Origin of the sequence: Scatolibacter rhodanostii (assembly GCF_900197595.1) — a bacterium.
GTDB classification, from domain to species: Bacteria; Bacillota; Clostridia; order Oscillospirales; family Acutalibacteraceae; genus Scatolibacter; species Scatolibacter rhodanostii.
In genome coordinates, this window is sequence record NZ_FZLO01000003.1 from 162066 (window position 1) to 188777 (window position 26712).

30 protein-coding genes are annotated in these 26712 nt (G+C 40.2%); 5 read left to right on the forward strand and 25 right to left on the reverse strand.

The features are described 5' to 3' along the window. Positions 1 to 85: 85 nt before the first annotated feature. Together CS931_RS08205 and CS931_RS08210 are read left to right on the forward strand one after the other, a co-directional pair. Positions 86 to 853 carry a ParA family protein gene (locus CS931_RS08205; RefSeq protein ID WP_099205296.1) on the forward strand — a complete coding sequence of 256 codons (768 nt, stop codon included), beginning with the start codon at positions 86 to 88 and terminating at the stop codon, positions 851 to 853. Continuing rightward, a complete protein-coding gene (locus tag CS931_RS08210) occupies positions 853 to 1302 on the forward strand; it encodes a late competence development ComFB family protein (protein WP_099205297.1) in 450 nt (149 codons plus the stop codon). Before CS931_RS08205 ends, CS931_RS08210 begins: the two co-directional genes overlap by 1 nt. 151 nt (positions 1303 to 1453) lie before the next feature. On the opposite strand, the gene CS931_RS08215 is transcribed toward CS931_RS08210, so the two are convergent. From CS931_RS08215 to fliE, 25 genes are all read right to left on the reverse strand, one after another. After that, a complete protein-coding gene (locus tag CS931_RS08215; RefSeq protein WP_099205298.1) occupies positions 1454 to 1942 on the reverse strand; it encodes a chemotaxis protein CheD in 489 nt (162 codons plus the stop codon). Then, on the reverse strand, positions 1939 to 2562 hold the full coding sequence (locus CS931_RS08220; protein ID WP_099205299.1) for a chemotaxis protein CheC: 624 nt from the start codon (positions 2560 to 2562) through the stop codon (positions 1939 to 1941). The genes CS931_RS08215 and CS931_RS08220 overlap by 4 nt, the downstream gene beginning before the upstream one ends. 10 nt (positions 2563 to 2572) lie before the next feature. Further along, a complete protein-coding gene (locus CS931_RS08225) occupies positions 2573 to 3298 on the reverse strand; it encodes a flagellar hook-basal body protein (RefSeq protein WP_099205300.1) in 726 nt (241 codons plus the stop codon). 16 nt (positions 3299 to 3314) lie between these two features. Further along, a complete protein-coding gene (locus CS931_RS08230) occupies positions 3315 to 4061 on the reverse strand; it encodes a flagellar hook-basal body protein (protein ID WP_099205301.1) in 747 nt (248 codons plus the stop codon). An 87-nt stretch (positions 4062 to 4148) separates the two neighbouring features. Continuing rightward, positions 4149 to 4931 carry a sigma-70 family RNA polymerase sigma factor gene (locus CS931_RS08235; RefSeq protein ID WP_099205302.1) on the reverse strand — a complete coding sequence of 261 codons (783 nt, stop codon included), beginning with the start codon at positions 4929 to 4931 and terminating at the stop codon, positions 4149 to 4151. A 35-nt stretch (positions 4932 to 4966) separates the two neighbouring features. After that, positions 4967 to 7024 carry a flagellar biosynthesis protein FlhA gene (gene flhA / locus CS931_RS08240; RefSeq protein WP_099205303.1) on the reverse strand — a complete coding sequence of 686 codons (2058 nt, stop codon included), beginning with the start codon at positions 7022 to 7024 and terminating at the stop codon, positions 4967 to 4969. After that, positions 7021 to 8085: a flagellar biosynthesis protein FlhB gene (flhB, locus tag CS931_RS08245; protein ID WP_099205304.1), complete on the reverse strand. Its 1065-nt coding sequence runs from the start codon at positions 8083 to 8085 to the stop codon at positions 7021 to 7023. Before flhB ends, flhA begins: the two co-directional genes overlap by 4 nt. Positions 8086 to 8123: 38 nt before the next feature. After that, a complete protein-coding gene (gene fliR / locus CS931_RS08250) occupies positions 8124 to 8894 on the reverse strand; it encodes a flagellar biosynthetic protein FliR (protein WP_099205305.1) in 771 nt (256 codons plus the stop codon). Between the two features lie 4 nt (positions 8895 to 8898). Next, positions 8899 to 9162 (reverse strand): flagellar biosynthesis protein FliQ, encoded by a 264-nt coding sequence (gene fliQ, locus CS931_RS08255; RefSeq protein ID WP_099205306.1) that lies wholly within the window; start codon positions 9160 to 9162, stop codon positions 8899 to 8901. Positions 9163 to 9192: 30 nt separating this feature from the next. Then, entirely contained in the window at positions 9193 to 9915 is a 723-nt protein-coding gene (gene fliP, locus CS931_RS08260) for a flagellar type III secretion system pore protein FliP (RefSeq protein WP_099205435.1), read from the reverse strand. A 91-nt stretch (positions 9916 to 10006) separates the two neighbouring features. Continuing rightward, positions 10007 to 10420 (reverse strand): FliO/MopB family protein, encoded by a 414-nt coding sequence (locus CS931_RS08265; RefSeq protein ID WP_099205307.1) that lies wholly within the window; start codon positions 10418 to 10420, stop codon positions 10007 to 10009. A 33-nt stretch (positions 10421 to 10453) separates the two neighbouring features. Beyond that, positions 10454 to 10816, reverse strand: coding sequence for a response regulator (locus tag CS931_RS08270; RefSeq protein ID WP_099205308.1), 363 nt, complete (start codon positions 10814 to 10816; stop codon positions 10454 to 10456). Between the two features lie 19 nt (positions 10817 to 10835). Then, complete coding sequence (fliN, locus tag CS931_RS08275) at positions 10836 to 12251, reverse strand: flagellar motor switch protein FliN (RefSeq protein ID WP_159459777.1); 1416 nt, start codon at positions 12249 to 12251, stop codon at positions 10836 to 10838. A gap of 14 nt (positions 12252 to 12265) precedes the next feature. Then, complete coding sequence (gene fliM / locus CS931_RS08280) at positions 12266 to 13261, reverse strand: flagellar motor switch protein FliM (RefSeq protein ID WP_099205310.1); 996 nt, start codon at positions 13259 to 13261, stop codon at positions 12266 to 12268. Positions 13262 to 13478: 217 nt separating this feature from the next. Continuing rightward, entirely contained in the window at positions 13479 to 13691 is a 213-nt protein-coding gene (locus CS931_RS08285) for a flagellar FlbD family protein (RefSeq protein WP_099205311.1), read from the reverse strand. A gap of 115 nt (positions 13692 to 13806) precedes the next feature. Further along, entirely contained in the window at positions 13807 to 15459 is a 1653-nt protein-coding gene (locus CS931_RS08290) for a flagellar hook protein FlgE (RefSeq protein ID WP_242964943.1), read from the reverse strand. Between the two features lie 80 nt (positions 15460 to 15539). Then, on the reverse strand, positions 15540 to 15938 hold the full coding sequence (locus tag CS931_RS08295; RefSeq protein WP_099205312.1) for a TIGR02530 family flagellar biosynthesis protein: 399 nt from the start codon (positions 15936 to 15938) through the stop codon (positions 15540 to 15542). 5 nt (positions 15939 to 15943) lie between these two features. Beyond that, complete coding sequence (locus CS931_RS08300) at positions 15944 to 16696, reverse strand: flagellar hook capping FlgD N-terminal domain-containing protein (protein WP_099205313.1); 753 nt, start codon at positions 16694 to 16696, stop codon at positions 15944 to 15946. Positions 16697 to 16722: 26 nt separating this feature from the next. After that, positions 16723 to 17958, reverse strand: a complete 1236-nt coding sequence (locus CS931_RS08305) for a flagellar hook-length control protein FliK (protein WP_099205314.1) — start codon at positions 17956 to 17958, stop codon at positions 16723 to 16725. 60 nt (positions 17959 to 18018) lie between these two features. Continuing rightward, positions 18019 to 18471 carry a flagellar export protein FliJ gene (locus CS931_RS08310; RefSeq protein ID WP_099205315.1) on the reverse strand — a complete coding sequence of 151 codons (453 nt, stop codon included), beginning with the start codon at positions 18469 to 18471 and terminating at the stop codon, positions 18019 to 18021. Positions 18472 to 18485: 14 nt separating this feature from the next. Continuing rightward, positions 18486 to 19793, reverse strand: a complete 1308-nt coding sequence (locus CS931_RS08315) for a FliI/YscN family ATPase (protein WP_099205437.1) — start codon at positions 19791 to 19793, stop codon at positions 18486 to 18488. A 33-nt stretch (positions 19794 to 19826) separates the two neighbouring features. After that, positions 19827 to 20561 carry a FliH/SctL family protein gene (locus CS931_RS08320; protein WP_099205316.1) on the reverse strand — a complete coding sequence of 245 codons (735 nt, stop codon included), beginning with the start codon at positions 20559 to 20561 and terminating at the stop codon, positions 19827 to 19829. After that, the gene (fliG, locus tag CS931_RS08325) at positions 20554 to 21576 is read right to left on the reverse strand and encodes a flagellar motor switch protein FliG (protein WP_099205317.1); all 1023 of its coding nucleotides are present in this window, start codon (positions 21574 to 21576) and stop codon (positions 20554 to 20556) included. Before fliG ends, CS931_RS08320 begins: the two co-directional genes overlap by 8 nt. Before the next feature lies 1 nt (position 21577). Beyond that, a complete protein-coding gene (gene fliF, locus CS931_RS08330; RefSeq protein ID WP_099205318.1) occupies positions 21578 to 23185 on the reverse strand; it encodes a flagellar basal-body MS-ring/collar protein FliF in 1608 nt (535 codons plus the stop codon). Between the two features lie 61 nt (positions 23186 to 23246). Next, the gene (gene fliE, locus CS931_RS08335; RefSeq protein WP_099205319.1) at positions 23247 to 23549 is read right to left on the reverse strand and encodes a flagellar hook-basal body complex protein FliE; all 303 of its coding nucleotides are present in this window, start codon (positions 23547 to 23549) and stop codon (positions 23247 to 23249) included. Positions 23550 to 24315: 766 nt separating this feature from the next. Between fliE and CS931_RS08340 the strand changes: the two genes are divergently transcribed. The 3 genes from CS931_RS08340 to flgK are packed head-to-tail and all read left to right on the forward strand — an operon-like array spanning position 24316 to position 26687. Further along, the gene (locus CS931_RS08340; RefSeq protein ID WP_099205320.1) at positions 24316 to 24654 is read left to right on the forward strand and encodes a hypothetical protein; all 339 of its coding nucleotides are present in this window, start codon (positions 24316 to 24318) and stop codon (positions 24652 to 24654) included. After that, positions 24655 to 25125 carry a flagellar export chaperone FlgN gene (gene flgN / locus CS931_RS08345; protein WP_099205321.1) on the forward strand — a complete coding sequence of 157 codons (471 nt, stop codon included), beginning with the start codon at positions 24655 to 24657 and terminating at the stop codon, positions 25123 to 25125. Positions 25126 to 25139: 14 nt separating this feature from the next. After that, a complete protein-coding gene (gene flgK, locus CS931_RS08350; RefSeq protein ID WP_099205322.1) occupies positions 25140 to 26687 on the forward strand; it encodes a flagellar hook-associated protein FlgK in 1548 nt (515 codons plus the stop codon). Positions 26688 to 26712 lie beyond the last annotated feature (25 nt).

The following is a 26712-nucleotide window of genomic DNA, read 5'->3' on the forward strand; positions in this document are numbered from 1 at the left end:
CTTATGTCGTGCTTCTTGCATGGCAAGTAGCATTTATTTTTAATCTATTTTATGTCGCAATCTTAAATATAAAGAGGTATCTGCCATGGCTAAAATCATTTCTCTTATCAACGAAAAGGGCGGTGTTGGCAAAACCACTTCCACCAATCTTATCGCCACCTGTTTAAAGCATAAGAATTTTCGCGTTCTGTGTATCGACTTCGACCCTCAAGGTCATCTCTCTTTTAGTATGGGAGCAGACACACGGGAGCGTTCAACCATTTATGATGTATTAAAGCGCACCATCAAACCACAATATGCCATTCAGCACACCGCTATTACAGATATTATCCCCGCCAATGACTTGCTGAAAAGCATTGAGCGGGAGTTTACCAATTCTGGCAACGAACAGCTTCTCAAAAATTGTATCAAATCCTTATCCTCTTTGTATGATTATATCTTGATTGATTCTCCCCCTGAATTGGGATTAATTTCGGCTAATGCGTTGGTTGCCTCTGATATTGTCTTAATCCCGTGTTTACCCGACGGCTATAGCTTGATGGGTGCTATCAAGGTTCATGACACAATTATGCGAATTAAGCGAGCCTTTAATCCGGAGTTGGCTATTGGTGGCGTTTTCTTAGTTCGCTACTATTCAAGAGAAAACTTGAGCCGCTCTGTTGCAGAAGTGTTGACTGATTTGACAGAAAAATTAGATATTACCGTTTTGCAGACAAAAATTAGACACAGCAATGTCATTAATAGTGCTACCACTACCAAGCAACTTGACGCTATTGGTTCCCTACCTAAAAATAACGCTGTGTTAGATTATCAAAATTTGGTAGATGAACTATTTGAAAGAGGTGTTTTATAATGGCAAAAACCAAAAGTGATTCTGACAAAGACCTACTCTTTAGCAAAATTTTGCCTGCTCTTAACGAAAATACTTTTTCTTCTCTGCATGATGAAATTCCAAATCCTTTAGAAACCGAATCTCCTGCCCAAGAAGATTTATTATCTGCTCTGCGCAGTAAACTTTTTGCACGATCCAGCAGCTATGTTCCCGATTCCTATGTCACAATCAATGTGATGGAAAATCTTGTCCTCAAACACATTGATGCTGCCATGCAGCGCTTTAATGCCTGCACTTGCGACCATTGCCGATGCCGTGTGGCCGCTTATGCGTTGAATCATTTAACACCTCAATATATTGTTGCCAATTCAGAATATAAAGAAGAACTCATAGATGCTCAAACAACAAAAATGGTCATGGATGCTCTTGTCAATGCTGTTTTGCATGTAAGAGCAAACCCTAAACATTAATTGATATTTTCCGATAGAATATCAACTAGTAGCATAATTTGCTGCGAATTTCCTGTCGTTGTAGCAAGACTGTAAAAATAAATTTATATATTCATACACAGCTTTTGCACAAAAAAGTCCTCTGTCAACTGACAGAGGACTTAACTTTATTTTAATATACCCATTCACCGCGGTTGACAGATTTAATTCGCATGGTACCATCTGCAGAATCAAAGTATTGCGTACGTCCGTAATTCTTTCCGGTATCTTCTACTAAAATCGGTATATTTAATTTTTGCAGTTCTTGCCGTACAGCTATAATATTTCGTTGACCAATATTAGCCAAACCCGAATTGTTGACCGCCGCAAACATTTGCGCTCCACCGGCAATTTTGGCACGCAAACAAATTTGCTTTGCTCCCATAGCTTTCATTTTGTCAACAAGAATAGGAATTGCTAAATCGGCAAATTTATAAATCTGATTTCCAGTAGGATGAAATCCAACACTTGACGGCAGCATAATATGAGAAAGGCCAGCCACTTTTCTCACACTGTCATATAGGCAAATTCCAATACAAGAACCCAATGCATAGGTAACTAGAACATCCCCATTTTTTGCTACATTCAAATCTGAGATTCCAACCGTAATCATATTGCTCATTCTTCTAACCCTAAGCTTGTCATAATTTTTTGGAGAGATTCTACTTCCGGAATCAACAAAATATGACTGGAAGCATGGCTGGTGCCTTGATTGAATTCATCTTCAATAAATATGATTTTATCGCTAATATTTGCATAATAAATAGCTGGCACACTCAAAATAGAACCCACCATATCAATACAAATACTTGGCACAGAAATATTGATTCTCAAACCTGTCAATTCTGCAATTGCATTGATATATGACGCTGCCATAATATTGCCAACCTCACGAATAGCCGATTCACTGTCTTCGTCTACCTCTCCGTTTTCAGGAAAAGCACTGCCCATGAGCGTATTGAGCATCATGTGAGCAAATTCCTTTTGTAGCAAAAACATAATCATACCTGTTGTGTCGCCTTCTAGTGACAAAAGAAGCCCCACCATAAGCTGTTCTGGGCCGCCTAAGTTATCGACAACAGTCTGATAATCTAGAATTCGAATCTTTGGTACTTCAATGTTAACCGGCTGATCTAGCATCGAGGCCAAAGCAGAGGCAGCGTTGCCTGAGCCAATATTACCGATTTCTCTCAGTGCATCCAGTTGCATATCGTTTAAATCATTGTAATCCTTTAAAGACATATCTAAAACTCTACTTTCTTAAGTTATTGATGGTCTGCTCAATTTCATCTGCTGTTTGAACAACTCTTGCACTCATTTGATAAGCACGTTGTGAGGCAATCATATTACTCATTTCATCCACCAGAGACACACCCGAAGACTCCAACGCACCCGCTAGTATATTATCTGCTACATTAATCTGTACTGGATTTCCTGAAGCTGCTGTAGGTAAATAACGATTTCCTGATACTGGGTCTAAAGCCCCCGCATAATCAAAGTTATACACCGCCAGTTGATCCTTAATATTGTCGGTATTATATATCCCATTTTCTTGTTTTGTAACTGCAATTCGACCACCGGTGTTATTCAGAACCGGCAACCCTGATTGCGTTGACAGATAGGCTTGATTCCCCTCTAAACTAACAGCAAATGCACCGTCACGGGTATATTGAATCTCGTTTCCATTTCTTACTGCAAAAAAACCATCACCAACAATGGCAAAATCCAACGGATAATTTGTTTCTTTCAGAGGATTCTGTCCAACTTGAAGTCCTGTTGACACTGCTTTTACGCCTACACCATGATTGGGATCATTTTCTGAATTAGCATACATTTCCATATAAAGCAAATCCTCAAAAGATATACCCTGCTTTTGATATCCGTTTGTATTCACATTTGCGATATTATTGCCAATATTATTGAGTGCTTGTTGCTGTGCTATTAGGCCGCTTGCGCCTGCATAAAATGATGATTTCACAAAGATTCACTCCTTCTTATAGGGACGCCAACTGCGTTGCCGCTTTTCGGTTCATTGAGTCAACAATTTGCAAAGCTGAACTGCAGGCCTGAAAAGCCCGCTGTGCTTCTATCAAATTGGTCATTTCTTGATTCATGTCTACATTAGAAAGTTCTAGATTATTTTGATTGACGGTATAGTTCTGTGCAGCTTGGCCGCCAGCTCCATTTGCTAATTGGAATAAACCGTTATCTAACTTGAGCAGTTCTGCGCCTTCTGCCGGAACAGTTACTTGAATGGCACCTAAAAAATTACCTTGGTCATTATATACACTGCCATCTGCGTCTACAGTAAAGTTTTCATTCCGTACCTGAATAGGGCCATTTGCGCCTAAAACACGGCCGATTGCCGGCAAAGTCAAATATCCCTGTTGGTCAATTTCGAACTGTCCGTTTCTTGTCAAAAGTGTTCCGTTATCCGATTGAATATTGAAAAAACCATCGCCACTAATAGCCACATCTAAAGAGCGATTGGTTGATTTGATGGTGCCGTCATGAAAGAGAGACACCACTTCGTCTGCCACAGCTGAAGTAGCAGATGTATTGGATAAGCCCTGTGTATAATTGACCTCTTGACGAGTTAGCTCTTGCTCAAAAGAAGAAATTAACATTCTGTCTGTTCTATAGCCCGGTGTGGATACATTCACGAGATTGTTGCCAATCACGTCTAACTCACGTTGTCTGGTGAGCATACCCGAAGCAATGGTGTAATATCCTGATAGCATAACTTTCACCCTCTTTTCTTACTAATAGTTATTCTATTTTATCTTGAAAAAACAAGAAAATCTTCAAATTTAATCTACATTCGACATTTATCGATATTGTTCAAGCGTCTCGTGTAGCTGGTCGAGTGCCTTTTTTCGGCGCTGAGAAATTCGCTGAGGAGACAAGTCAAGCACCTCTCCAATCTCTCTCAAATTCAAGCCTTCATAATAATGCAAAGTAATAATTTGCTTTTGCTTGGGCGGCAGTTCATCAATCGCTTTAGCCAGTGCCTGCCTTAATTCTTCCACCATTATGTTTTTGCTGACATCGTCGTTATTTCCATTGGAAGAATGATACAATATATTTTCGTAAGTTTGTCCCACCATTTCTTCAAAAGAAATGGTATCTATCACCGAAATTTCCACCATCTGCTGCGAAAGTTTTTCTTCACTGATAGCAAGATATTCTGCAAGCTCTTGATTCGTCGGCTGGCGCATTAATTTTTGCTCCAGTTTCTTTTTACCCTGTGATATTTGTTTCCTAGCCTCCCACAAGCGATTTGGAAGCCAATTTTGTTTGCGCAGGTATTTTAAAATTCCTCCACGAACTCCTGTATAGCAGTATGTATCAAAAGTAGCCAATCCACGCTCGGGATCATATCGTTCAATACAATCCATTAACGCCAGCACACCTTGATTGAAGAAATCATCAAAAGGCACACTAGAAAGCAGAATAGACCGCATACTGTATATGGCTACATTCACATGCTGAATGTAATGCATAACCAATTGATTTCGTATCTCCAAATCTCCTGTTTGCTTATATTTTCGCATAAGCCCCTCTGGATCTTCTACTGTAACTTCTTTAATGGCTGCACTTGATTGATTCAATGCGGATATCCTCCTTTCTGCAAAGTGTCTTTACATTAGATGCCAATATTGCCGAGTGCTAAAATTTGAACATTGGTGTCTACATCATTAATAGAAAGCACCGTGATATTGGGATAAAACTGATCTAACAATCTCTTAAAGTAGATGCGTACAACCGGTGAAGTTAAAATAATGGGAGTTTGCACTAGCTTTCCAACCTTATCCACTTCTTCTTTCGTCCGCTGCATAATTTTCTGAATCATATCAGGAGGCAGATTTAGGTAGGTTCCTCCTTCAATTTTCTTGAGGCCTTTAATGATGACATCTTCTATATTGCTATCTAAACTAAGCACCTTAAGCTGCCCTGCTTCTGAATAGCGATGGGTAATCGTTCGTTTCAGCGCTTGTCTGACATATTCAATAAGCATATCATTATCTTTCACAGTAGGTGAATAATCTGACAAGGTTTCTAAGATGATTTCTAAATCAATAATGGGAATACCCTCTTTTAGAAGTCCCCTTAGCACTCTCTGCAAATCATTCAGTGAAATAACAGAAGGAATGGTATCATTAACAACATCTTCATTGGTTTTCTTCAGATTCTCAACCATTCTTTTTACTTCTTGACGAGTCAAAAGTTCATAAGCATGTACTCTGACAATTTCAGAAAGATGCGTGATGATAACAGATGTTGGGTCAATTAAGGTATAGCCCGCCATCTCGGCTTTGATTCGTTTATCGTCGCTAATCCATTTAGCTGGCATACCAAAAGCAGGGTCAACTGTTTCAATACCGTCTATTTCATCGCTCTCCAAAATATCGTTTGGCGCTAACCCCATGTAGTGGTCAACCAGCACCTCACCGACTGCCAAGGCCTCACCACGCAAATTAATTTGATATTGGTTAGGGTTAAGTTCACTACTGTCTGAAAGCCGCAAAGAAGGAATGACCATTCCCATATTGTCAGCAAACTGCTTTCGCAACATAACCACACGATCCAAAAAGTTTCCTCCGCTACCCTCGTCAACGAGAGGCAGCAAACTATAGCCAACCTGCACGCTAATAGGGTCTACGTTTAAAAGATCGTATACATTATTCAGGTTCTTATAATAATTCACTTCACTGGTCACTTCTTCAATAACAGCCGGACCTTCTTCTACAGTTTGCAACGCCGCGCGATTTCTTCGCAGAAGAATGAATCCTAGTGCAAAAAGGACGGCAGACATCAAAAACAGCTGTAACGGAGGGAATCCGATAAATGCAAGAAAAGGCAAGCCTGCTCCCGCAATCATCAATGCTGTCGGCTGTCCCATAAATTGCTGAATAACGTCTGTGTTCAGGTTGGCTTCAGAAGCCGATCGAGTGACCACCATACCGGTTGCTACAGAAATAAGCAATGCAGGAATCTGACTCATAAGTCCATTACCCACCGTTGCTATCGCATATGTATTGATAATGGTTTGAATATCGCCTTGGCCGCCTAAAAAGCCAACGCCAATACCACCAATCAAGTTAACTAATGTGACGATAATAGAAATAATAGAGTCACCTTTTACAAACTTAGAGGCACCATCCATAGAGCCAAAAAAATCGGCTTCACGCTGAATTTTGGAACGACGCTCACGCGCTTGATTTTCATCAATGAGTCCTGAATTCAAATCAGCATCAATTGCCATTTGCTTGCCGGGCATAGCATCCAGCGTAAATCTTGCTGAAACCTCTGCCACACGTTCTGAACCTTTTGTGATAACCAAAAATTGTACCAAAACAATGATAATGAAAACCACTAAACCAACTACTATGTTTCCTCCAATAACAAACTGGCCAAAAGTCTTGATAACTTCACCGGCATATCCGCTATTAGAAAGAATGGCACGGGTAGAAGAAACATTAAGAACTAACCTAAAAAGCGTTGTAATCAATAACAAAGAAGGATAAATTGAAAATTCAAGCGGTTCTTTTATATACATCGTTATGAGAAGAATCACCAGTGACAGCGCTAAATTTAGGATTAAAAGAAAATCCAACATGCCTGTTCCTAGTGGAATTATCAAAAATGCTATAACTAGTACTACAAATACAGAAACAACGTTGTTCAAAAACTTGACATTCATCTATTCAAATCCTTCTTTTTTAAGCTATATACAAATGCCAATACCTCAGCAATCGCCTGATAATGTTCTGCCGGTATTTCAGCATCTATGTCTACGGTTTCAAAGAGGGCACGTGCCAAAGGTCGATTTTCTGTAATATAAACATCGTTCTCTTCCGCTACGGCAATAATGCGAAGTGCCACTGCATCAGCACCCTTTGCCAGCACAACCGGTGCACGATGTTTCTCTTGATCATACTGAATCGCAACCGCATAGTGTGTGGGGTTTCGAATCACCACATCCGCTTTCGGTACATTTTGCATCATACGCTGGCGTGCTCTTTGCTGCTGCAACGTGCGCACACGACCTTTAATTTCGGGGTTACCTTCTATCTGCTTATATTCATCTTTAATTTCTTGCTTACTCATTCTCAAATTCTTTTCATACTGCCACCACTGAAAAAGATAATCAGCCGCCGCCAAAAACACAAAAATCAGACCTGCCTGTGTGACAATTTTCATAATTACTTGGCCTGTGTAAATGATGGCTTGCAAAGCATCCATATCCATCAGCCGAGGCAAAAGCATAATTTCATCTTTTAAGACAGAATAAACAATGTAAAGTAAAATGATTATCTTCAGCATGGATTTAAGCAGTTCCATTAAACTTCGAACTGAAAACAACTTCTTAAACCCATTGATAAAACTAATTCTTTCTGCTTTAAAGGCAAAATTCTTGCTGGAAACCAACATACGAGTTTGCGCCATGGTTGTAATGATATTGACTATTACCCCAATGAGCAAAAGAATGAGAGCCGCTTTTGCAAAAACAATAATGCCTTCTATCAAGAAAATACGGGTATCTTGTACAGTGATTTCAGTCTGCGTCGCTCCTTTTTCCACAAACGAAATCAACGAATCTTCTATCGTGGTAAAAATAAGCGGAGACAATAATTTGAAAGAATAAAAGGAGGCGAGCAAGGCCGCTATCGAAATAACCTCACGGCTAAAGAAGACATTACCCTTTTTTCGTTCGTCGTCTTTTCGTTTCGGAGTCGCCTTTTCGGTTTTTTCGCCGGCCATATCATCCCCCCTTTAGTTAAACCAAATATTGATACCTGTCAAATCACGCCCAATAGTTCCTGCATACTCATAAACATGGTATTGATATATTTGTTGATAAAGGAAGCTGTTGGCTCAGCAAACAGAAAAAGAAGCAAAATTCCGAAAACCACTTTAAACTGAAAGTGGATGGAAAATACATTGATTTGGGGAATTAATTTCATTAGCAATCCCATTGAAATTTCTAAAATAAACGAAGCGGCTATAAATGGTAATGCCAATTGAATTGACAGGGTAAATACACTGGAAAACAAAGTCATCATAAAACTTCCAACGCTGCTCCCAAATGTCACGGCTCCAAGATTTACTAAATCATATGAAGACACCATCAGTTTAATCAAAATCAGATGACAGTTATTGACAAAAAAATACATAATAAAAAGAATTTGAAAAATATTGCCTGACATCGAAACCTGAATGTTGGCGCCTGGGTCAAATGCTTTGGCCATCGACAACCCAAATCCCATATCGACAATATCGCCAGCGGCAAACAACATATAGTAAAAAAACTGAAATACGGTGCCAAAGGCGAATCCTACAAATAGTTCTTTTATCATTGTCCAAATAAAAACAAAATCCGTGAATTCTGATGGAGCAGTGGCACTAAGCGACGGTGTAATCAGCAAAGTGATTCCCATAACCAGCGCTGTTTTTACTTGCGACGGAATATTTTTTCTAGAGAGAAGCGGATTAAAAAAAATCATGCCCCCCATACGGCAAAAAACTAAAATATAAGTGCTTAATGATTCAATAATCACACTACTTGTCATAAATCTACAACTCCGCCATCAAGTTCATGAGATAGTGGAAGAAGTCCATTAGGCTTGTCAGCATCCAAGAACCTGAAGCCAAGAGCAGAAGAGCAATAGCGATAATCTTGGGGACAAACGTAATGGTCTGCTCATGGATTTGTGTAGCCGCCTGAAAAATAGCAACAATCAATCCAATGGCTATACTAACAATCAAAAGTGGAGCTGACAGTTTCAGAATCATCCACACCGCTTCACGAAAAACCAACAGTACATCCTCTTGCGACAATTGTTCTCCTCCTCTCTTTTATTTAGTAAGCTAGTAAAAGCTTTTAACCAACATTTCCATAATCAAACTCCAGCCGTCTACAACCACAAACAGCATTAATTTAAACGGCAGTGCAATGGTTGACGGCGGCAGCATCACCATACCCATTGACATTAAGGTACTAGAAACAATCATGTCTATGATAAGAAACGGCAAAAACAATAAAAAACCAATGGTAAATGCACGTTTCAGTTCACTGGTGATAAATGCCGGTACAATAACTTCTAGCCCCAAACTCATCAGTTTGTCTGGCTCAACGGTATTCAGCTTTTCTGTGTCACCCGAAAGAGATAAAAACAGATTTAAGTCTGGTGCCTTAGTTTGCTTGAGCATAAATTCCTTAATAGGTTCCTGCATCTTTTCTAAAGCAACCTCTTGGGTAATCTCCTGCTGCATATAAGGCTGAACGCTCTCTGTATTAATTTGATTAATAACAGGCATCATGATGAAGTAAGAGAGAAAAAGAGAGATACCTACGATAACCTGATTCGGAGGTGTTTGTTGCAGACCAATCGCATTGCGCAAAAAGGAGAAAACAATGACGATACGTGTGAAACTGGTCATCATGATTAGTATGGATGGTGCTAAAGACAGCAAAGCGAACATAAAAAGAAGTTGTAGCTCGCTCATGCCACCTTCTGAACCCTCTGTATCAAAATCTACTGTGATACCGGCAGCAGCAGCTTTTGTGTAGAGAAAAGAGAAAAGCAGCATACAAGCAACAAAAGCAATGGCAAACTTCACAAAGAGAACTCGATAGTTAGGTTCGCGTTTTTTGGCAATATCAGCGGTAAGTGTATGGGTTTTAGAATTTTTCATGCTTGTCCACCCTACCCCCAGCCTCTAGATTTCCTTTTTTGCTCAGTTTACCATCCGTTGCCTTCTTCCAAACATCCTTTAAGACGTGATTGAAATCGGGTACAACTAACTTTGACGTCCTTATTTCTGTAATTTGAGCAGAATCTAGCTCTTCTATTTTCTGAATGCTCTGGGGTGTTACCCCTAGAAGCATCGTTTTATCAGCTATTCTGACAATCAGCAAAGATTGGTCTTTTCCTATTGCCTTTTTCTCAATCAATTCGATATTCCCACTTTTGTCAGAATCAAACGATTGATATCGGCTGCCTAAATATTTAGAAACATAATAGGCGCCAACAAAAATAGCTACGATGAGCAGTAAAGTTCCGATTGACGAAAGAATCGGCATTAAATTTTCCATTTAGTTCGTCCCTTCAACGTGACAAACTGCCGATTAAAGCGGTAAAACTTTAGAAACAGTCTGAATAATACGGTCTTGTTTAAAGGGCTTTACGATAAAATCTAAAGCGCCTAATTTAATCGCTTCCATAACCATAGATTCTTGTCCCATAGCAGAACACATGACTACCTTTGAATCTGGGTCACCTGCTTTAATATTTCTAAGTGCTTCAATCCCATCCATATTCGGCATGGTGATATCCATGATGACCAAATCTGGTTTTTCAGCACGGTAGGCGTCAACAGCTTGTTGTCCGTCAGCGGCCTCAATAAAACCATCATATCCGGCTTTACTCAAATAAGTTTGAACCATCTTTCGCATGAATCCTGCATCGTCAACAATCAAAATTTTATACATTTCAATATCCTCCTGAAAATTACATATTAGAATCGAGAGAATTAAGCAATTCTTTCGTGCCAACTATCTCTGTGATACGTATACCAAAATTATCTCCTACAACAATAACGTCGCCATAAGCAAGCAATTGTCCGTTTACCATAATTTCGGCTGGTGCACCAGTTTGCTTGTCCAGTTCAACGACTGTTCCCTGTCCAAACTCCATGACATCTTTGATTTTACGTTTTGTTCTTCCAATTACAACCGATACTTCTAGCTGAACACCCATCAGCAGCCCCATGTTTGAACCGGAAGGAGCGGAAGCATAAAAATTCTGCTTTGAAAAGTCAGGAAACTCTGCATTTTGAATGTTCGCAGGCTCTGGCTGTCTATAACCCATCGGTTGTTGCTGTTGAGGTGCATAAGGATAAGAAGGTGGATATCCTCCCGTTGCCGCTTGATAAGGAATCCCCTGCTGTCCGGCATAGACCAGCTGCTGTACAGGCATTTGAGGAGGCACCATACCAAACTGCATTGGTGGGCGAGCAACCTCAGGCTGCTCTGCCTGCTGCGGTGGTTGCACATAAGTCGGTGGTATTGGTTGTGCTTGCTGAGGCGGCACATAGGCAGGCATTGGCTGCTGTGGCACAGACTCTGTTTTTGCCGGTTGTGAAACGACTGGTTCCTGAACAGGAGGCTGTGACACAAACGCCGGTTCATTTACAGGCAGTGGAGATGGTTGCTGTACAGGTTGTTCTGTAACAGGAGCGGTTGGTGGCACAGGTGCAGCAGCCTGCTGTACCACAGGAGCAGTCTCAGTCACCTGCGGTATGTCTTCTTCTATTGGTTCACTGACATGCTTAATAATTTCTGTTGCAAAAGCGTTTGATAAGAAACACGTAAAGGTTGTGTCCAATATACCCTTTATCATCATTTTAAAAGAAATGGCCACTACACACTGATCTTGCTCGATTTCAAAAAAGACACTATCATTTTCATTTTTTTCTTCTACAAGCAGTGCTTCGGGTGTTGAAATATTAATCGGCCGATCTAAAATTTCTGAAAGTGCTGTCGCCGATGCGCCCATCATCTGATTCATGACTTCGCTGGCAGCACTCATGCTCATGTCATCGAATTCAAAATCATCTTCTCCTTCAGATATTTCATTTCCCATGAGCAAATCTAAAATAATCTGAATGTCTCGACGACGGAACATCATAATATTAGTGCCTTCAATTCCTTGCACATAGCTAATTTTAATAATTAACGCCGGGTTAAGCCCAGAGTTGTCTATGTCTTTAAATTTGCTTTGCTGCAGCTGCGGGGTAGTGATTGTCACCTGATTTTCAAGAAGTGTAGAAACTGCTGTTGCGGCACTGCCCATACTGATATTCATTATTTCGCCGATTGTATCTAGCTCTTCAGCAGTCAAGAGTCTGTGAGTATGATCTGTCAAAACTATCCCTCTTTTCATTTAACAAGTATATCAACAAGCTTTATTGCTTTTTTTTCGTCTACTTTCCCTAGCCGGGCAGTATACCATGGAATTTTCTCAATATTAACCACAATGTCCATATCTATCTTTTTATTTAGCACAATCACATCGTTTTTTTGCAATAAGGCTACATCATTCAATGCCATTTTGCTGCATTCTAAAACTGCCTCAACCTCTAAATCAGACTGTTTTAAGTATCCTAAAACCATTTCTTTTTTTACTTTTTCTTTTTCAGGGTCTTGCACTTTATTGGCAGCTGAATGTGCATACTTTACACTAAAACTGTTTATGATTTGCTCTAGATTTTCAGCAGGCATACAGATGTTAATTGTTCCTTTATAGTTCTCATTCACAATTTCAAAAGTAGAGATAACCACTATGTCCTGCTGTGAATAGGCTTGTAAAAGGCGCCCGTTGGTTTCAATACTGCGAAGGGATGTTTTTAGAGCAAAAAAGTTGCTCCATGCTTCCTGCATATATCGAGTTACATTTTCTAACACCACTTGGATTAATGACATCTCAATATCTGTATAATTTCGATCAGGCGAATATACAGATTGAGAGCCGCCCATTAACCGATCTATCAACAAGAAACCCAACGAGGTTGATAGTTCCATCATTAAAGTGCTTTCATCATAGTTAGCTGATTCTGGGTTAAAAGCAATCATACCTACCAGTGTATTGTCTGGCAATGCATTGTTAAATTCAGAGTATCGCTGCTCTTCTATTTGTGCAATGGTTACTTCACAAACGCTCCTCAGAATCCTGGTAAAATAAGAAGACAAAATGCGAGCGTAATTTTCATATAAATTGCTTAGCGATTTTAATTGATCTTTAGTGAATTTCTTAGGCGATGTAAAATCATATGGTTTTACTTTTTCTTCTTGTGATTTTTCTGCATTTTGCACATCACCAGAGCGCATTCGATTCAATAGTTCATCAATTTGGCTTTGCTGTAATATCTCTGCCACAGATTTTGCCACCCTCCTTTATCTTAAAATTAACTTCCTATCCAATATTTAGATGGCTGTCACTGATAAAAATTGCATTCATTTTTCTTTAAAAAGAGACAATCTCCGCCAAGTTGTCATAAAGCATACTTTTTAATACAGTATACGCGGCCCTTTTTATAAGTACTGTCATCAACAAATTGTAATTTTTATTGCTACAGCGTTTCGGCGAAAAAGCTCACTTACCAGTGGTTTCTTTATTATTTAGAAAACTACTGCAGTTCTTCTTGAAATCTATTACTTTATCAATGATTTCGAGCATTGATTCTTTTACAATATAATAGTTTTTCGTGACCAAACGAATCGTTGTGTCTGGTGTTTCTTCAATGGTCTCAATCAAATCTGAATTCAGCAAAAAGCTGGTGCCATTTATCTTTGTCAAATTAATCATTTTCCCTTGTTCCTCTCTTTGATTTCAACTCTGGCTTATAATCAAGTCATAGGCATAAGGGAAAGGCTTTCCCTCATGCCTATGACGGCAAAATTTACCGTCATAAGCCATTTATTTATCTCTTCAAATTAATTAATTCTTCCAGCATGGTATCTGAAACCGTGATAATACGAGAGTTAGCCTGAAAACCACGTTGGGTTGTAATCATTTCTGCAAATTCGCCTGAAAGATCGACGTTTGACATTTCAAGAGAGCTGCTCTTTAGTCCGCCGGTTCCATCGCTGCCGGGATCAGACAGTTTTGGTTCGCCCGAGTTTGCTGTTGCAGAATAGTAGTTATTGCCTTCAAGCTGTAAACCGCTTGGATTCGCAAAACTTGCCAAAGAAATTTTACCTGCCACCACAACTCCTTTTTCAGCATGGCTGACAGAAATTGTACCGTCTGCGCCAATAGCGATACTGGCTAATTGATCAAGCGTTACAACACCGCCTTCAGTGCCGCCTTTTAAAGCAAAGCTTGTAGAAGAAAGGCCTAAGTCTTTTGAGGGAACAGCCGGTGAGAAAGAAAGTGTATCTGTACCCTGCAAGGCATCTAATGATTCACCGTCTGTAGGCTCTGCATTGCCATTCACTGTTTTATACTGATTTTTGAGTGCTTCAAAACCGGGATTCGTTACCTCAATATATTCGCCTTCAGCACTTTTCAACAACACAGAAGAAGACTGTGAATCTTTTGCTATATCGGCAGAATAGGTTTTACCGTCTACGGTAAGAGAAATGCCCCAAGATGGAGTGTCAGTGCCGTTGTCTTTATAGACTGCGTTAAAAGCGGTAACAACATCAGACGCGCTGAAATCAGTGCTGGTTTTGACAAATGACATCTTGCCGCCAAAAATAGTATCAGTAGCACCAGAAATCTTGCCGCCTTCATTTTTATATTCAAAGCTTGAAATTTGCGCACCAGTTAAGGCACCTGCTGCAAACTTTTCTTCAATTCCTTCACTTCCTGTGAGTGTAAATACACCCGCTTTGTGCTGCTCGCCGCCGTTTGCTTCTGTAATAGCTGCATTAATTGCATTGTTCAAATCTGTCATAGACGCAAATTTCTCATAGGCATTCAGCTGTACGCTAATACCACCACTGGCTGAAATAGTTGCTTCTGCTGCTTTTCCCTGGGGTAGATTTTCACTGGAACTCATTGACAGAGATACATTGCCGTATTTTGTTGTATTAGAAGCAGACAACGTGAATTCAATTCCGTTAATCTTCTCTGTGACAGATGGTTTTTTTGGCTCTACAGCACCAATATTATCAAGTTTAATCTTTTGGGCGCTGGGATCGGCTGTTGAACCTGTTGCACCAAGAACAAAGTTACCGTTAATATCCGTTAGATAACCGTTCGAATCATAATCCAGCAAGCCGGCTTTTGTATAGAAAATATTACCGTCTGAATCCATGACCTGCAAAAATCCTTCTCCGGTGATGGCTACGTCCATGCCAAAACCAGTGTTTTGCATACTTGATTGTGACATTTGTGTCTGAATGGCAGCCAAAGACGAACCATAACCAACACTGGAGGGGTTAATACCACCACGGTTTGTTGTTCCGCCAGAAGCACTTTTGATGTTCTGGTAGTAAATATCACTGAAGACAGCTCTCTGTGATTTATATCCATATGTATTGACGTTGGCGATATTGTTACCGATAACGTCCATTTTGGTCTGGTGGGTTTTTAAACCTGCCACACCCGAAAACATCGCTCTGTTCATAAATTTTATCTCCTTATGTTGAACCGCGTCGCATTTATCTATCATTCAAAATGCGAAAAAGCTTCCTCAAAAGGTCCGGCTTATATAATCACGGTTCCATTAATGTTTGTAAAAACGTTTCCTTGTATTTCGCTGTTCTCCATCGCCGTTATCACTGTGTTATTTTTCACGTTGACCACAAATGCTGTTCCGCCCACTAAAATCAGGGTATCATCTAAATTCCTCTCACTCGCAAGCCGCACACCTTCGTTCAATCGAGCAAGACTTTCATCTGTCAGCTCAATATTGTGTTCAATTGTTCGTTTAACGGCATGCTTTGAAAAGGAAACTTCGCTGTTCTGATTGATTTTTTCCTGTAAAATGGATTGAAAGCTATTTTCGGTCTGTGCATTCTGTTTCTGCTGTTTTATTGCATCCAGTGATGCTACGGGTTTGCCTGTAACAATCGGCGAATAGAATTTGAGGCGAATATCATCCATGATAATCAGCTCCTTAAGGTTGTAAATGTAACTGGTTTATAAACGGCTTTGTTTCCGCTGTCATCCGTGACAACGACGTTTGCTTGATATTTTTGGCCTGACTCTAAATTACTTAGGTCTGCTGCTGTAATATTCTTTTGATTTATCACACTTGATTTTGTTCCGGCTTCTACTTTTTCTACTGTATCAAAGTCACCGTCTTCATTTGTGTAATACACAGAGTATTTAAGACCTGCGATAACCATTTCATCCTCTGTGGGCACTTCCCACTTTATGTTTGCAGAGTCTGACTTCACTATCCCCATCTTTAAATTATAAGCTGCAGGATTAATGACACTCTTTCCACTGTCTTGACCGCTTTGAATAGACATGATTTGTGAAAGTGAATATTTTTTTCCGCCCACATACACTACATATTCATCATCCACTAATGAAATTTTTTGCACCATGCCTGTGGTAGTGTCCAAATCGCCGCCCACTGTATAACGAGAGGCCGTCACTGTTTTTCCCACCATAGAAGCCGCATAATTGGTTTTAGAGTAAGCTGTCATTTGCTGCATCTGCTGCATATTAGAAAACTGTGCCATTTGCGTAATCATTGTCGAGTTGTCCATAGGATCGGTAAAATCCTGATTTTGCAGCTGTGCTACCATAAGTTTAATGAAGTCCATTTGATCCATTTCTGCATTATCAGTCTTATCGGTAAAAACTGCATTATAGTTATTGGAACTTCCTAAAACTCTATCTACTGAGGCCATTTACTTTTCTCCTTTCTTCTTTTATTTTAAACATAAATATTCATTCCTGAAGCCGCTAAAAGTTGCTCTGCTTCTTCATTCATTTCATCTTCAAAAGAAGATTGTGCTCCTCTATAGTGCTGTGTTTGAGAGCTGTGTTGAGGAGAAGATTGCTGCTGCCCGAATTGTTGACCCGACATATCAAATTGCTGTAAAAAAGATTGTGAACTCTCCGGTGTTTTTTGCACGACTTCGTGTACCTCAACCTGCATGGGTCTAACGGCTTCTTTAAGTGCTTCTAGCTCTTGATTGAGAAGCTGCGCTGTTTGTGCATTGGCTGCGACAATATGAAGTGTCTTCTTTCCACCCTCTGTTTCTAACAGTTTCACTGTGATTTCTCCCAGTGCCTCTGGTTTCAAAGTCATCGTGAATTCATTTTTGCTTTCAGTGATGTGTTCTGTAATTCCTGTGGTCAACTGTTCTAAAAGGGGTGTTTCTATCGCAGAAGTTTCCTTTAGTGAAGAAGTTGTATTAGTCGGAGAAGCCTTTATCTCTTTTGGTATAAAAGGTATTTCCACTTGTCCATCTTCAGTCTTATCTAAATCGTTGTCTTGCCCATCGTTTGCAATCTTACTCTTAGCTTGATTGACTGCATTAAAAAACTGCCGCTGTGAGGAAAGCAAATCCCCACTGGTTTCCTCATCATTTGTCGGTGTACTCTGATTCTCCCATGTAACACTGGTTATGTCTGCAAAAGATGCTACCGATTCGGTATTCAAATTCTCTTGCAAATTTGAAAGAAAATCAGACTTCGGAGATTTAATTTGAGGAGTAATTTGCTCTTCAGACACATTTACTGCTACAAGAGGTAACGTTTGATTCTGTAAAGTCTGGTTCTGCCACAAATCTGACAAATTGACAACTTGGGTATTCGAAACAATTTCTTGCAAGACCTCTTGATCTGTTTTTTGTCCTAGTTCTAAACCACTTGATTCGTCATCTGTCGTCATCTGAACAAATGGCAAAACTTCTGAAGAGGCTGCGAACATCGCTGCAAAAGCTTGTATGGTTTCATCAGAAGATTCATTTTCTTGGGTTTTTTCGCCCTCTAACGATACCATTTGTTCTTGTGTGGTAACGGAGCCCAGCATGTTTTCTATAATCGCTAGAAAAGGGTCAGATTGGTTTGTTTCCAATTTCTTACCGGCGCGAACACCGCCACTTTTAAAGTTCTCTGCTTTAGCAATGGTTCCTTGCGTTTGAGCAGATACTGCTTGATTCATGTTTTCACCTCCTTTCCTCACTAAAATTCTATATCGAACGGCAATGAACCGTATCGAACATTATGTAGTCTGCTGATTTCGAACCAAATCAATGGTTACATATTCCAAAATTTCAAGCTCTTTTTCTTTGTTTTCCAGCAACTGGAATTCGTCTTTTTGCTTTTCTTCCAGTTTATCTAGTGCCGATACATCTTGAGAGGCAATGACTACAATTTGAAGCTGATGTTCGACTTCTTTATCTGCTTTAATTAAAGCGAGCTCTAAATCTTTTAATTGGTGCTTCGAGTTTTCTATCCAAAATTTATAAGAACACAACTCCGTGGCATTCATGCCTTGTTGCTGTTTTGTTTGCAATTCAAGGTGTTTTTCTATCCGATGTTTTTCCAATTCAATCATTTGCTGTTCAATTTCTTGACGTTTTTTGCGCAAGGCGGACAAGGTGTGTTTTTCTTTGTCCAACAACTGCTGCTTATAATTGCGCATGCGAGCCAATGAAAAAGCAAAAGTCTTCAAGCCCTATTCCCCCTTTATCTGACAGCTTCTTTAAGCATTTGAACGGTTTGATCAAAATCATAAGCTTCGCCAACTTGCTGTTGAAGGAATCGATTAATTCCCTCTATATGAGCAATCGCGGCATCTAACCCGGGATTCGAACCTTTCTTGTAAGCACCAATCGAGATCAAATCTTCATTGTCACGATAAAGTGACATCATGTTTCGCAACTCACCGGCTGCTTTTTTGTGTTCGGGGTCCGCAATACCGCTCATTAAACGGCTCAAGCTATTCAGAACATCAATTGCCGGATAGTGATTTTTAGCGGCAATCTTACGGGATAAGACAATATGTCCATCAATAATACTTCGAACGGTGTCGGCCACTGGCTCGTTGGTATCATCACCCTCGACCAGTACCGTATAAATACCGGTAATAGAGCCTACTTCAAAATTACCTGAACGTTCTAAAAGCTTTGGCAAACTGGAATAAATCGAGGGCGTATAGCCACGGGCAACCGGTGCTTCTCCGGTACTCAAGCCAATCTCGCGCTTGGCCATTGCAAAACGTGTCAAAGAATCCATCATCAGCAAAACATGTTTGCCTTGTTTTTGAAAGAACTCAGCAATCGCCGTGGCGGTCTGCGCACATTTATAGCGCATCATCGCCGGCTGATCAGACGTTGCCACCACCAAAACGGAGCGTTCAAGGCCCTCAGGCCCCAAATCTCGTTCAATAAACTCAACCACTTCACGTCCACGTTCACCAACAAGAGAAATTACGTTGACATCCGCTTTCACAAATCGGGCGATGGTTCCCATGAGTGTACTTTTACCCACGCCAGAACCGGCAAAAATACCAATACGCTGTCCTTTGCCAATGGTGAGAAGACCATCTATTGATTTGACACCTAGCTCCATAACTTCTGAAATAGGAGGGCGCTCCAGTGGATTCGTCGACACGCCCTCAATTGAAACCGGCACACCGTCTTCAATGGCAGGACCTCTGTCAATCGGATTCCCTAAAGCGTCTACAATTCTTCCCACAAGCTGATTGCTTGCCATAACATTAAGCTGTCGCCCTGTATTCACCACCGGGCAGCCATATCCTATTCCGCCAATCTCCTGATAAGGCATGAGATAGGCTGTACTGCCTGAAATGCCCACCACTTCACACAGAACAGGTTCATCCGTGTCCTGAGGATTGATACTGCATATATCTCCAATATTACAAATTAAGCCGGTAGCTTCCATGGTCATGCCAACAATTTTGCTGACCTTGCCTTCATGCGATCTCAAATCTGCCAGTTGAAGAATGCGATAAAATTTTGCTAGGTCAAACATAGTCTCTAACTGCACTTTCAAGATCACCTCTCTTTATTCAGCTTCCGCTGCTCTAAACGCTTCTTTTAAATTTTGAGCTTGTACAGAAATAGTAGCAACTGCCGTTCCCTCTTCTGTGCTGACACGGCAAGTATCATTACCGCAAACGGTGGGAGTCACACTGGCTCTACCGTGATATTCTGTCTTTGCCAGCTCTTCTTTTAGAAATTCAACTAAAGAAACTAGCCGCTCAGAAACCTCTACGTTAAGCCAACTTGCATTTTTCACGTTGCTGACCATATGCATAACCAAATTGGATAAAAGCATATCGTTTTCTGCTATTTTTGTCATAATCATTTTTTCGGCAATATCAATTGCCATGTATTTCATTTCTCGCGCATAACGTTTCATGTACTCTTCTTGCAGCACTTGCATTTCGGCTAATAGGTTATCCACTTGTTCAAGAGAAGCTGTCAGCTCACTGCGCCTTTGGCGAAGCGCGTCGCTATAAGCCCTCTGTTCTGCTTCCCGGCAAATTTCAGCCAATTCAGCCTCATGATATTGCGCAATTTCTTCTCTCGACATTAAGATTGGCTCTCGTGTCGATGTTCTTACTTGTTCCAAGTCTGATTCATTGGAGAATTCTTCGGGAGAATCCTCTTTTTCTTCCGTTTCTTCCTGATTTTCTATAGATGATACTGCTTTTACCGGATTTTCAAATATAACATCAGGAATACTAACCGAACCTCTTACAGGGAAAGCACCCTGTTGTTTTATAATATCAGGCAATCACAATATCCTCCTCTCCGCCTCTGGAAATCGTAATCTCATTTGTTTCTTCCAGTTTTCGGATAATATTGACAATTCTCTGCTGTGCCTCTTCAACATCTTTCAAGCGGACATTACGCAGATATTGGATGTCTTCCAAGATAGTCTCTCTGGCACGAGTTGAAACGTTGTTAAGCAACATTTGCTTGACTTCTTCTGTCGAACCCTTGACTGCAATGGCCAAATCCTGTGATTCAACATCACGCAGAATGCGCTGGATATCCATGTCACTCAAGTTGACAATATCTTCAAAGACAAACATGAGTTTTCTAATATCCTCAGACAATGCTTTATCACTTTTCTCCAATTCATCAAAGATGAATTTCTCTGTCGTACGGTCGGTATGATTCATAATATCAGCAACATAATTGACACCGCCAATCTCTGTCATATCCACTGTAACCACAGACGAGAAGCGTTTTTCTAATACAGATTCTACAACTGCGATGATTTCAGGAGAAACACTGTTGAGGGTCGCAATTCTTCTGATAACATCCATTTGCATATCTTTAGGCAACTCCCCAATGATTTTGGAAGCTTGATCCGATTTTGCATAAGAGAGAATGAATGCAATGGTTTGGGGGTGTTCATTTTGCAACATCATCATCAGGTTTTTATAATTTGCTTTTCTAACAAACTCAAAAGCCCTCGTCTGCATAGCCTGTGAAACACGCTCCATATAGGAACCTGCCAATTGTGCGCCAAATGCTTTTTCCAAAACATCCTTGGCGTAAAAAGCTCCGCCTTCTGCAATTACTTTTTGAGTAACGCATAAACCATAGAAGTCATCTACAATCACCTGCATATCTTCAGAAGACAATCTCTCCAGCTTTGCAACGCCAATAGAAAGGCGCTCAATTTCGTCTTCTGTTAAATGCTTATAAACTTCTGACGCTTGCGAAGATCCCAAAGCCACAATAATCGCTGCAGCACGTTCTGTTGCTGACAGTTTTTTATTTCTGCCGGGTGTCGCCATATCACTCACCCTCCTTTAGCCAAGAACGCAAGAGATTTGCTGTAATTTCAGGATTTGTCTTAGCAAAGTCCTTCACTTCTGTCATGACAGCGTCATCAGAAGCATTTAAACCGGAACTAGCCGCTTCAGATAATTGCTTTTTATGTGCTGCAATCTCATTCTGTATGCGTAGACGTTCTTCTTCTTGTTCCTGTAGTGCTGCAGCCACTTTGGCACGTTTCGCTCTACGTCTGCTGATAATGATGATACCCAGTAGTAAGAAAATAAGAAAAACGATACCAGCTGCTATAAAATAGAACGAGGTAGGTATCATATCCCATATCTGCTGTTCTTCTTCAGCCGGAGGCGCTACTGCTGGCACATCTGCAGCGGCGGCATCAAAGGAAGAAACAAACACAAGATCAGCCTGAATATCTGCACTGTTAGAAATCAAATTAATTAGTTCTGTACGTCGAGCCTGTGTCAAGTTCTCTTCATCTACCATAACAGAAACCGTAGCTCTCTCCAGTACGGCGTTTCCTTTTTCCACTTGTGTTTTGATGTAGGAGTAGTCAATATCAGTGTCCCAAGAATAGTAGGTAGTATTTTCGTCACCATCCGGGTTTGTATAACCATAGGTTGGAATATCCGTATTATTTTCTTCGCCGACAATACCATCCACTGTTTCGGCATTATTAAGTGTATATTGTCCTTTGGTGTGAGTAGCATAGCCCCCTCCACCTTCATCTTCCGGCTTTTCTTGCAGCTGCATACTCTCTGTCACCATTTTATCGTAATTTAAAGTAACTTTAGCAACCGCCACTACGCCAGAAGAACCATATCGAGGTGTCAATACTCGTTTGATATTATCTTCAATTTGAGCTTGCACTGTTTGTTCAAACTTCAAATTTTGATTAATGCTGATACCCGTTGTTTCTGCCTCACCCAATAACTCCAGAGAACTTTTGGCATCTACAACCGTCACTTCAGATGCTTCCATTTTGGGCACAGCGGCAGCGACAAGATTTTTGATGGATGTCACTTGGCTAGAGGATAGTTCTTCACCCGCTTGCAAAGTAAGCAAAACACTGGCAGATGCTTTTTCTTCATCTGTAGCCTGCTCCCAAACATAATCACTTGTCTCAGGGACTGTAATAGTTACAACTGCATTTTCCACACCGTTCACACGCTTGAGTGTATCTTGTATGCGGTCTTGCAATTGGTAAATCAGCCATTGTTTGCGTTCTGATTCAGTTACTGTCATACCACTGTTGCTCGAAAAAATATCATAGGACAAGGTAGTTTGCGGAAACCCTTTTTCTGCGAGCTGCAAAAGTCTAATATCGTATTCATTTGCAGGTACCATCACTTCACCAGAAGCACTCATCGTCGGTTCGGCTCCCAGTTCTTTGAGAGCTTCATAGACTTTTGTCGCCTCAGAAGCTTCGATGTTAGAATACATTACTCGATAATTGGATTTACCCGCATTTAGTACTAGGGTGACAACCACAGCCAGTACGATAATGGCCGCTAGAACAATTCCCACTGTAATTTTTCGTTTTTTAGGCATTTCTACAACATATTCTTTAACACGAACTACATAATCTTTAATTTTCTTTTGGTCCTTCAAATTTTATCCCGCTCCTTGCTCACAATTACTGTACATAAACAACTAGCAAAGTTCCAAGATATCAGACTTGCATCTGCATAATTTCTTTATAAGCATTAACAGCACGTGTTGTCAGTTGCACGGTTGTCTGCAACAAAGTTTGTGTTTTCAGTGAATCAATTTGCAGCTGTGCTAGGTTATCTACATCGCCCAAAGCTAGCTGATAATCGTTTGCTTGATTGGTCTCACTGGCTGCTTCCAATTCACTGACTGCCTGTGATAAAATATCGCCAAAACCGCCATTTTTTTGCGATTCAATGGACTTTGTTCCCTCAAAAGAGCCGATTCCCTCAATCGATTTGATTGGTGCAATAAATGTCTCCATCCCTGTTGTCCTCTTTTCTCAAATTATGTAACGCTGGTTATGGCATTTTAAGCCATGTATAGAGCAATGCAAAATGCAAAAAAATTCACTGGCAGACTTTCTTAAAAGCTAACGTAAAAGTTTTATAGCGAAATACGAACAATCTCCGATAAAGCCTAGTTTTAAATCACATTTAGAATAAAGTTTTATTCTTTGTTTCGTTATAAGAAATAATTAAATTGAGACAACTTGCTTTTCTTTCTTCTAAATTAAATATAATATTAAATGATAGTTTATTATAGCATGAGGTGTTTTTATTGTAAATAGGAAATTTAGAATTATAAGAGAGAATAAAGATGATATTTTATATGTTTTGTATATTTATGGCAAAAAACAACTAGTATACGGGCTCTATTTTAGTATTATTTTGTCGAAAAACAGTGAAAGTAATGACAATTTTACAATCCATTCTTCCTATTTTTCAAAACTTTAAAGTTAATATTTATACATTAAATATTCAATATTAGTTTTAGTTTTATCTAAAAAACTCTTTAATTTTCTGCAAAAAAAGCTGTCAAGCGGGCAATTTGAAAGCAACTTTTTGCTCTATTTTTAACTTTTATTCAATTTAGGCTTTCATTTTGCCGAAAACAATTGAATAAATACAGTAAGAAAATATTTTTAGTATTAGATAGATGGATTAAATTCTTCTGCATAAATTGTTGCAGACTACAGAATTCTTCATTCATTTTTCTCGCTCACTAGAAAAGAGGTGTGTTCCTACATTATGGAAATCAAAGGTATCTATGAAACCTATCATCTTCATTCTACCCCTATCCGCACTCACGCTCCCCAAAAGGCAGAAGAGAGTATGTCTGTGAAAAAAAACACGGACAACGTTGACATAGTAAATATCAGTCCTCAAGGATCTTTTCAGTCTAAAATTGAAGCAGCTATGGAGAAATATTCAGTCGCTGCCAAGACACGAGCTGAAGTCTCGGCTGAGAGAATTGCAGATTTAAAGATAAAATATCAAGGCGATTCATGTCCCGTATCCGGAGCTGATGTTGCCGCTGCTATTCTGCAAAAGATCTGTGGAAATTCTATCGGGGAGGAAAAAATTTAAATGAATGATTCCATGTCTGCTTTTTATGACATTACACAAAAAGCGCTGATTCAAATTCAATCGATGCTTGCTTCAGAGCAAGAAAAGCGTTCTGCACTACTAAACCACAATACTGAAAAAATAGAATCATTGCTTCAAGAACAACAAGCTATGATGATGAAATTAGAAGGGCTGGAAAAAAAACGTTTGGCTTCGCAGGCCGATGCCGGTTTTTTGAGCCTTACCAGCACGCAGATTCTCGAAAAGATGGATAAAGAAGAAAGAAAGCTTTTTGCTCCCCTCTTTACTGAAATGCGGCATGCCGCCACGCAGCTGCAAGAACTCAATTTTATCTCTTTAGACCTTGCCCATGCTGAGCTTAGATTTATGGAAAGGCTTTCTGCTTCTGAAGAAAACCACGCTCTTTATCAATCTGACGGAAAAAAAAGAACCGCTTCTCATGTAGGAGCTTCATTTGAAGAAAAAATTTAAAGGAGGAACTCATTTTGCGTCCTACATTTATGGGTTTTGAAACCGCCAAAAGTTCTATCTTCGCCAATCAAAAATCTCTTGATATCATGGGAAACAACTTGGCAAATGCCGACACAAATGGATATACGCGTCAACGAGTTGAGCGTGCTTCTGTTTCGCCTTCTTCTTATACCACTAGAGTTGCCAGCAGCCGAATTGCTCTTGCCGGACAGGGTGTAAGTACCGTGGGCGTTTCACAACTGCGTGACAACTTTTTAGATAAACGGTTTCGGGATGAATATTCAAACTCCAGTTACCATGGACAGGCTGCCTCCATTTTAAGCGAAATTCAAAGTGCACTGGGTGACGGTCACGATATCACAAGTGAATCAGGCTTATATTCCGCTGTTCAGCAGCTGTATACCAGTCTTAATGATTTTGTGCAAGACCCTACTATGGATACGGAAGCCAATATTGTCATGTCAGCGTTTAAGAATATTACGCAGGTTCTGCAGCAGCTTGACAGTAATCTGGTCAACGTTGCCAATCAGCAAATTAACGACTTAGGTGTCAGTGTAAGTCGTGTCAATGAAATCGCAGTTCAAATTGCCAATTTAAATAAAAGTATTGGTGAGGATGCGACCGTTCTGACCAGCGATAACGAGTCTTTTAGAGCAAACGAGCTTTTAGACCAGCGTAATTTACTGCTAGATGAGCTAGCTAGTTACGGTGGTATTAATGTCACACAGCTGGCTAACGGAAAAGTGAACGTCGAATTTGGCGGCCACATGATGATTGAAGAAAACCGCTATAATACACTGCACCTCAGCACAAACTCAGATAACACCGCCTCTGTCCGCTGGCAATCTACCGGAGAAGCTTTTTCATCTGCAAGCGGCTCATTGACAGCAAGTCTGCACTATATTAACGGTCGTGGCAATAACATGCAGAACAAAACAGAGACACCCTACCAAGGAATTCCTTATTATCGTGACCAACTTAATACCTTTGCAAAATCGTTGGCTGAAGTAGCGAATAACACTGTTCCTGTTTATGATAAAACAACGGGCAAACCACAGGTTGATGCAGACGGTAATATTGTTTACAAAACCCTTTTGGGCAATAAAAATGATGATTCAGCGAACCCAAATGTAGCCCTTACTGCCGGCAATATTTCTGTCAGTAAAGAATGGACGCAAAACGGTGCCGGCTATTTTATCTATAACCGAGATGAAGAAGTAGAGGACTATGCCCAACAAATTGCAAATCTTCTTACAGAATCTTCTTATACCTTCACTTCTTACGGCGAAAAATTCACGGGAAGTTTTGTGGATTTTGAAATCACTATGTTAGGAAAGCTTGCTTCTGATTTAAGCTTTCAAAACGGACGCCAAGAAGCTACTGCAACAGTCGCCAATGACTTTTTGGATCGCCGAGATGAAATTTCAGGTGTTTCACGAGATGAAGAAACCGCTGATATGATGAAATTCCAAAAAGCTTACGAAGCTGCCGCGCGTTTTATGACAACATTAGATGACCTGCTTGAGATTGTTATCAATCGAATGGGTCGTACCGGTTTATAATCTGCTCATAGGGAAAGGGGTATAT

Bases quoted from the DNA above. Each gene is read 5' to 3' on its own strand.
- CS931_RS08265 (WP_099205307.1), bottom strand. From the start codon at position 10,420: ATGGAAAATTTAATGCCGATTCTTTCGTCAATCGGAACTTTACTGCTC.
- CS931_RS08215 (WP_099205298.1), bottom strand. From the start codon at position 1,942: ATGAGCAATATGATTACGGTTGGAATCTCAGATTTGAATGTAGCAAAA.
- CS931_RS08340 (WP_099205320.1), top strand. From the start codon at position 24,316: ATGGAAATCAAAGGTATCTATGAAACCTATCATCTTCATTCTACCCCT.
- CS931_RS08270 (WP_099205308.1), bottom strand. From the start codon at position 10,816: ATGTATAAAATTTTGATTGTTGACGATGCAGGATTCATGCGAAAGATG.
- CS931_RS08300 (WP_099205313.1), bottom strand. From the start codon at position 16,696: ATGGCCTCAGTAGATAGAGTTTTAGGAAGTTCCAATAACTATAATGCA.
- CS931_RS08210 (WP_099205297.1), top strand. From the start codon at position 853: ATGGCAAAAACCAAAAGTGATTCTGACAAAGACCTACTCTTTAGCAAA.
- flgN (WP_099205321.1), top strand. From the start codon at position 24,655: ATGAATGATTCCATGTCTGCTTTTTATGACATTACACAAAAAGCGCTG.
- CS931_RS08305 (WP_099205314.1), bottom strand. From the start codon at position 17,958: ATGAATCAAGCAGTATCTGCTCAAACGCAAGGAACCATTGCTAAAGCA.
- CS931_RS08220 (WP_099205299.1), bottom strand. From the start codon at position 2,562: ATGTCTTTAAAGGATTACAATGATTTAAACGATATGCAACTGGATGCA.
- CS931_RS08230 (WP_099205301.1), bottom strand. From the start codon at position 4,061: ATGCTATCAGGATATTACACCATTGCTTCGGGTATGCTCACCAGACAA.
- flhB (WP_099205304.1), bottom strand. From the start codon at position 8,085: ATGGCCGGCGAAAAAACCGAAAAGGCGACTCCGAAACGAAAAGACGAC.
- CS931_RS08205 (WP_099205296.1), top strand. From the start codon at position 86: ATGGCTAAAATCATTTCTCTTATCAACGAAAAGGGCGGTGTTGGCAAA.
- CS931_RS08290 (WP_242964943.1), bottom strand. From the start codon at position 15,459: ATGAACAGAGCGATGTTTTCGGGTGTGGCAGGTTTAAAAACCCACCAG.
- CS931_RS08295 (WP_099205312.1), bottom strand. From the start codon at position 15,938: ATGGATGATATTCGCCTCAAATTCTATTCGCCGATTGTTACAGGCAAA.
- fliE (WP_099205319.1), bottom strand. From the start codon at position 23,549: ATGGAGACATTTATTGCACCAATCAAATCGATTGAGGGAATCGGCTCT.
- CS931_RS08315 (WP_099205437.1), bottom strand. From the start codon at position 19,793: ATGTTTGACCTAGCAAAATTTTATCGCATTCTTCAACTGGCAGATTTG.
- CS931_RS08285 (WP_099205311.1), bottom strand. From the start codon at position 13,691: ATGATTAATTTGACAAAGATAAATGGCACCAGCTTTTTGCTGAATTCA.
- fliR (WP_099205305.1), bottom strand. From the start codon at position 8,894: ATGACAAGTAGTGTGATTATTGAATCATTAAGCACTTATATTTTAGTT.
- fliG (WP_099205317.1), bottom strand. From the start codon at position 21,576: ATGGCGACACCCGGCAGAAATAAAAAACTGTCAGCAACAGAACGTGCT.
- fliP (WP_099205435.1), bottom strand. From the start codon at position 9,915: ATGCTGCTTTTCTCTTTTCTCTACACAAAAGCTGCTGCTGCCGGTATC.
- flhA (WP_099205303.1), bottom strand. From the start codon at position 7,024: ATGAATGTCAAGTTTTTGAACAACGTTGTTTCTGTATTTGTAGTACTA.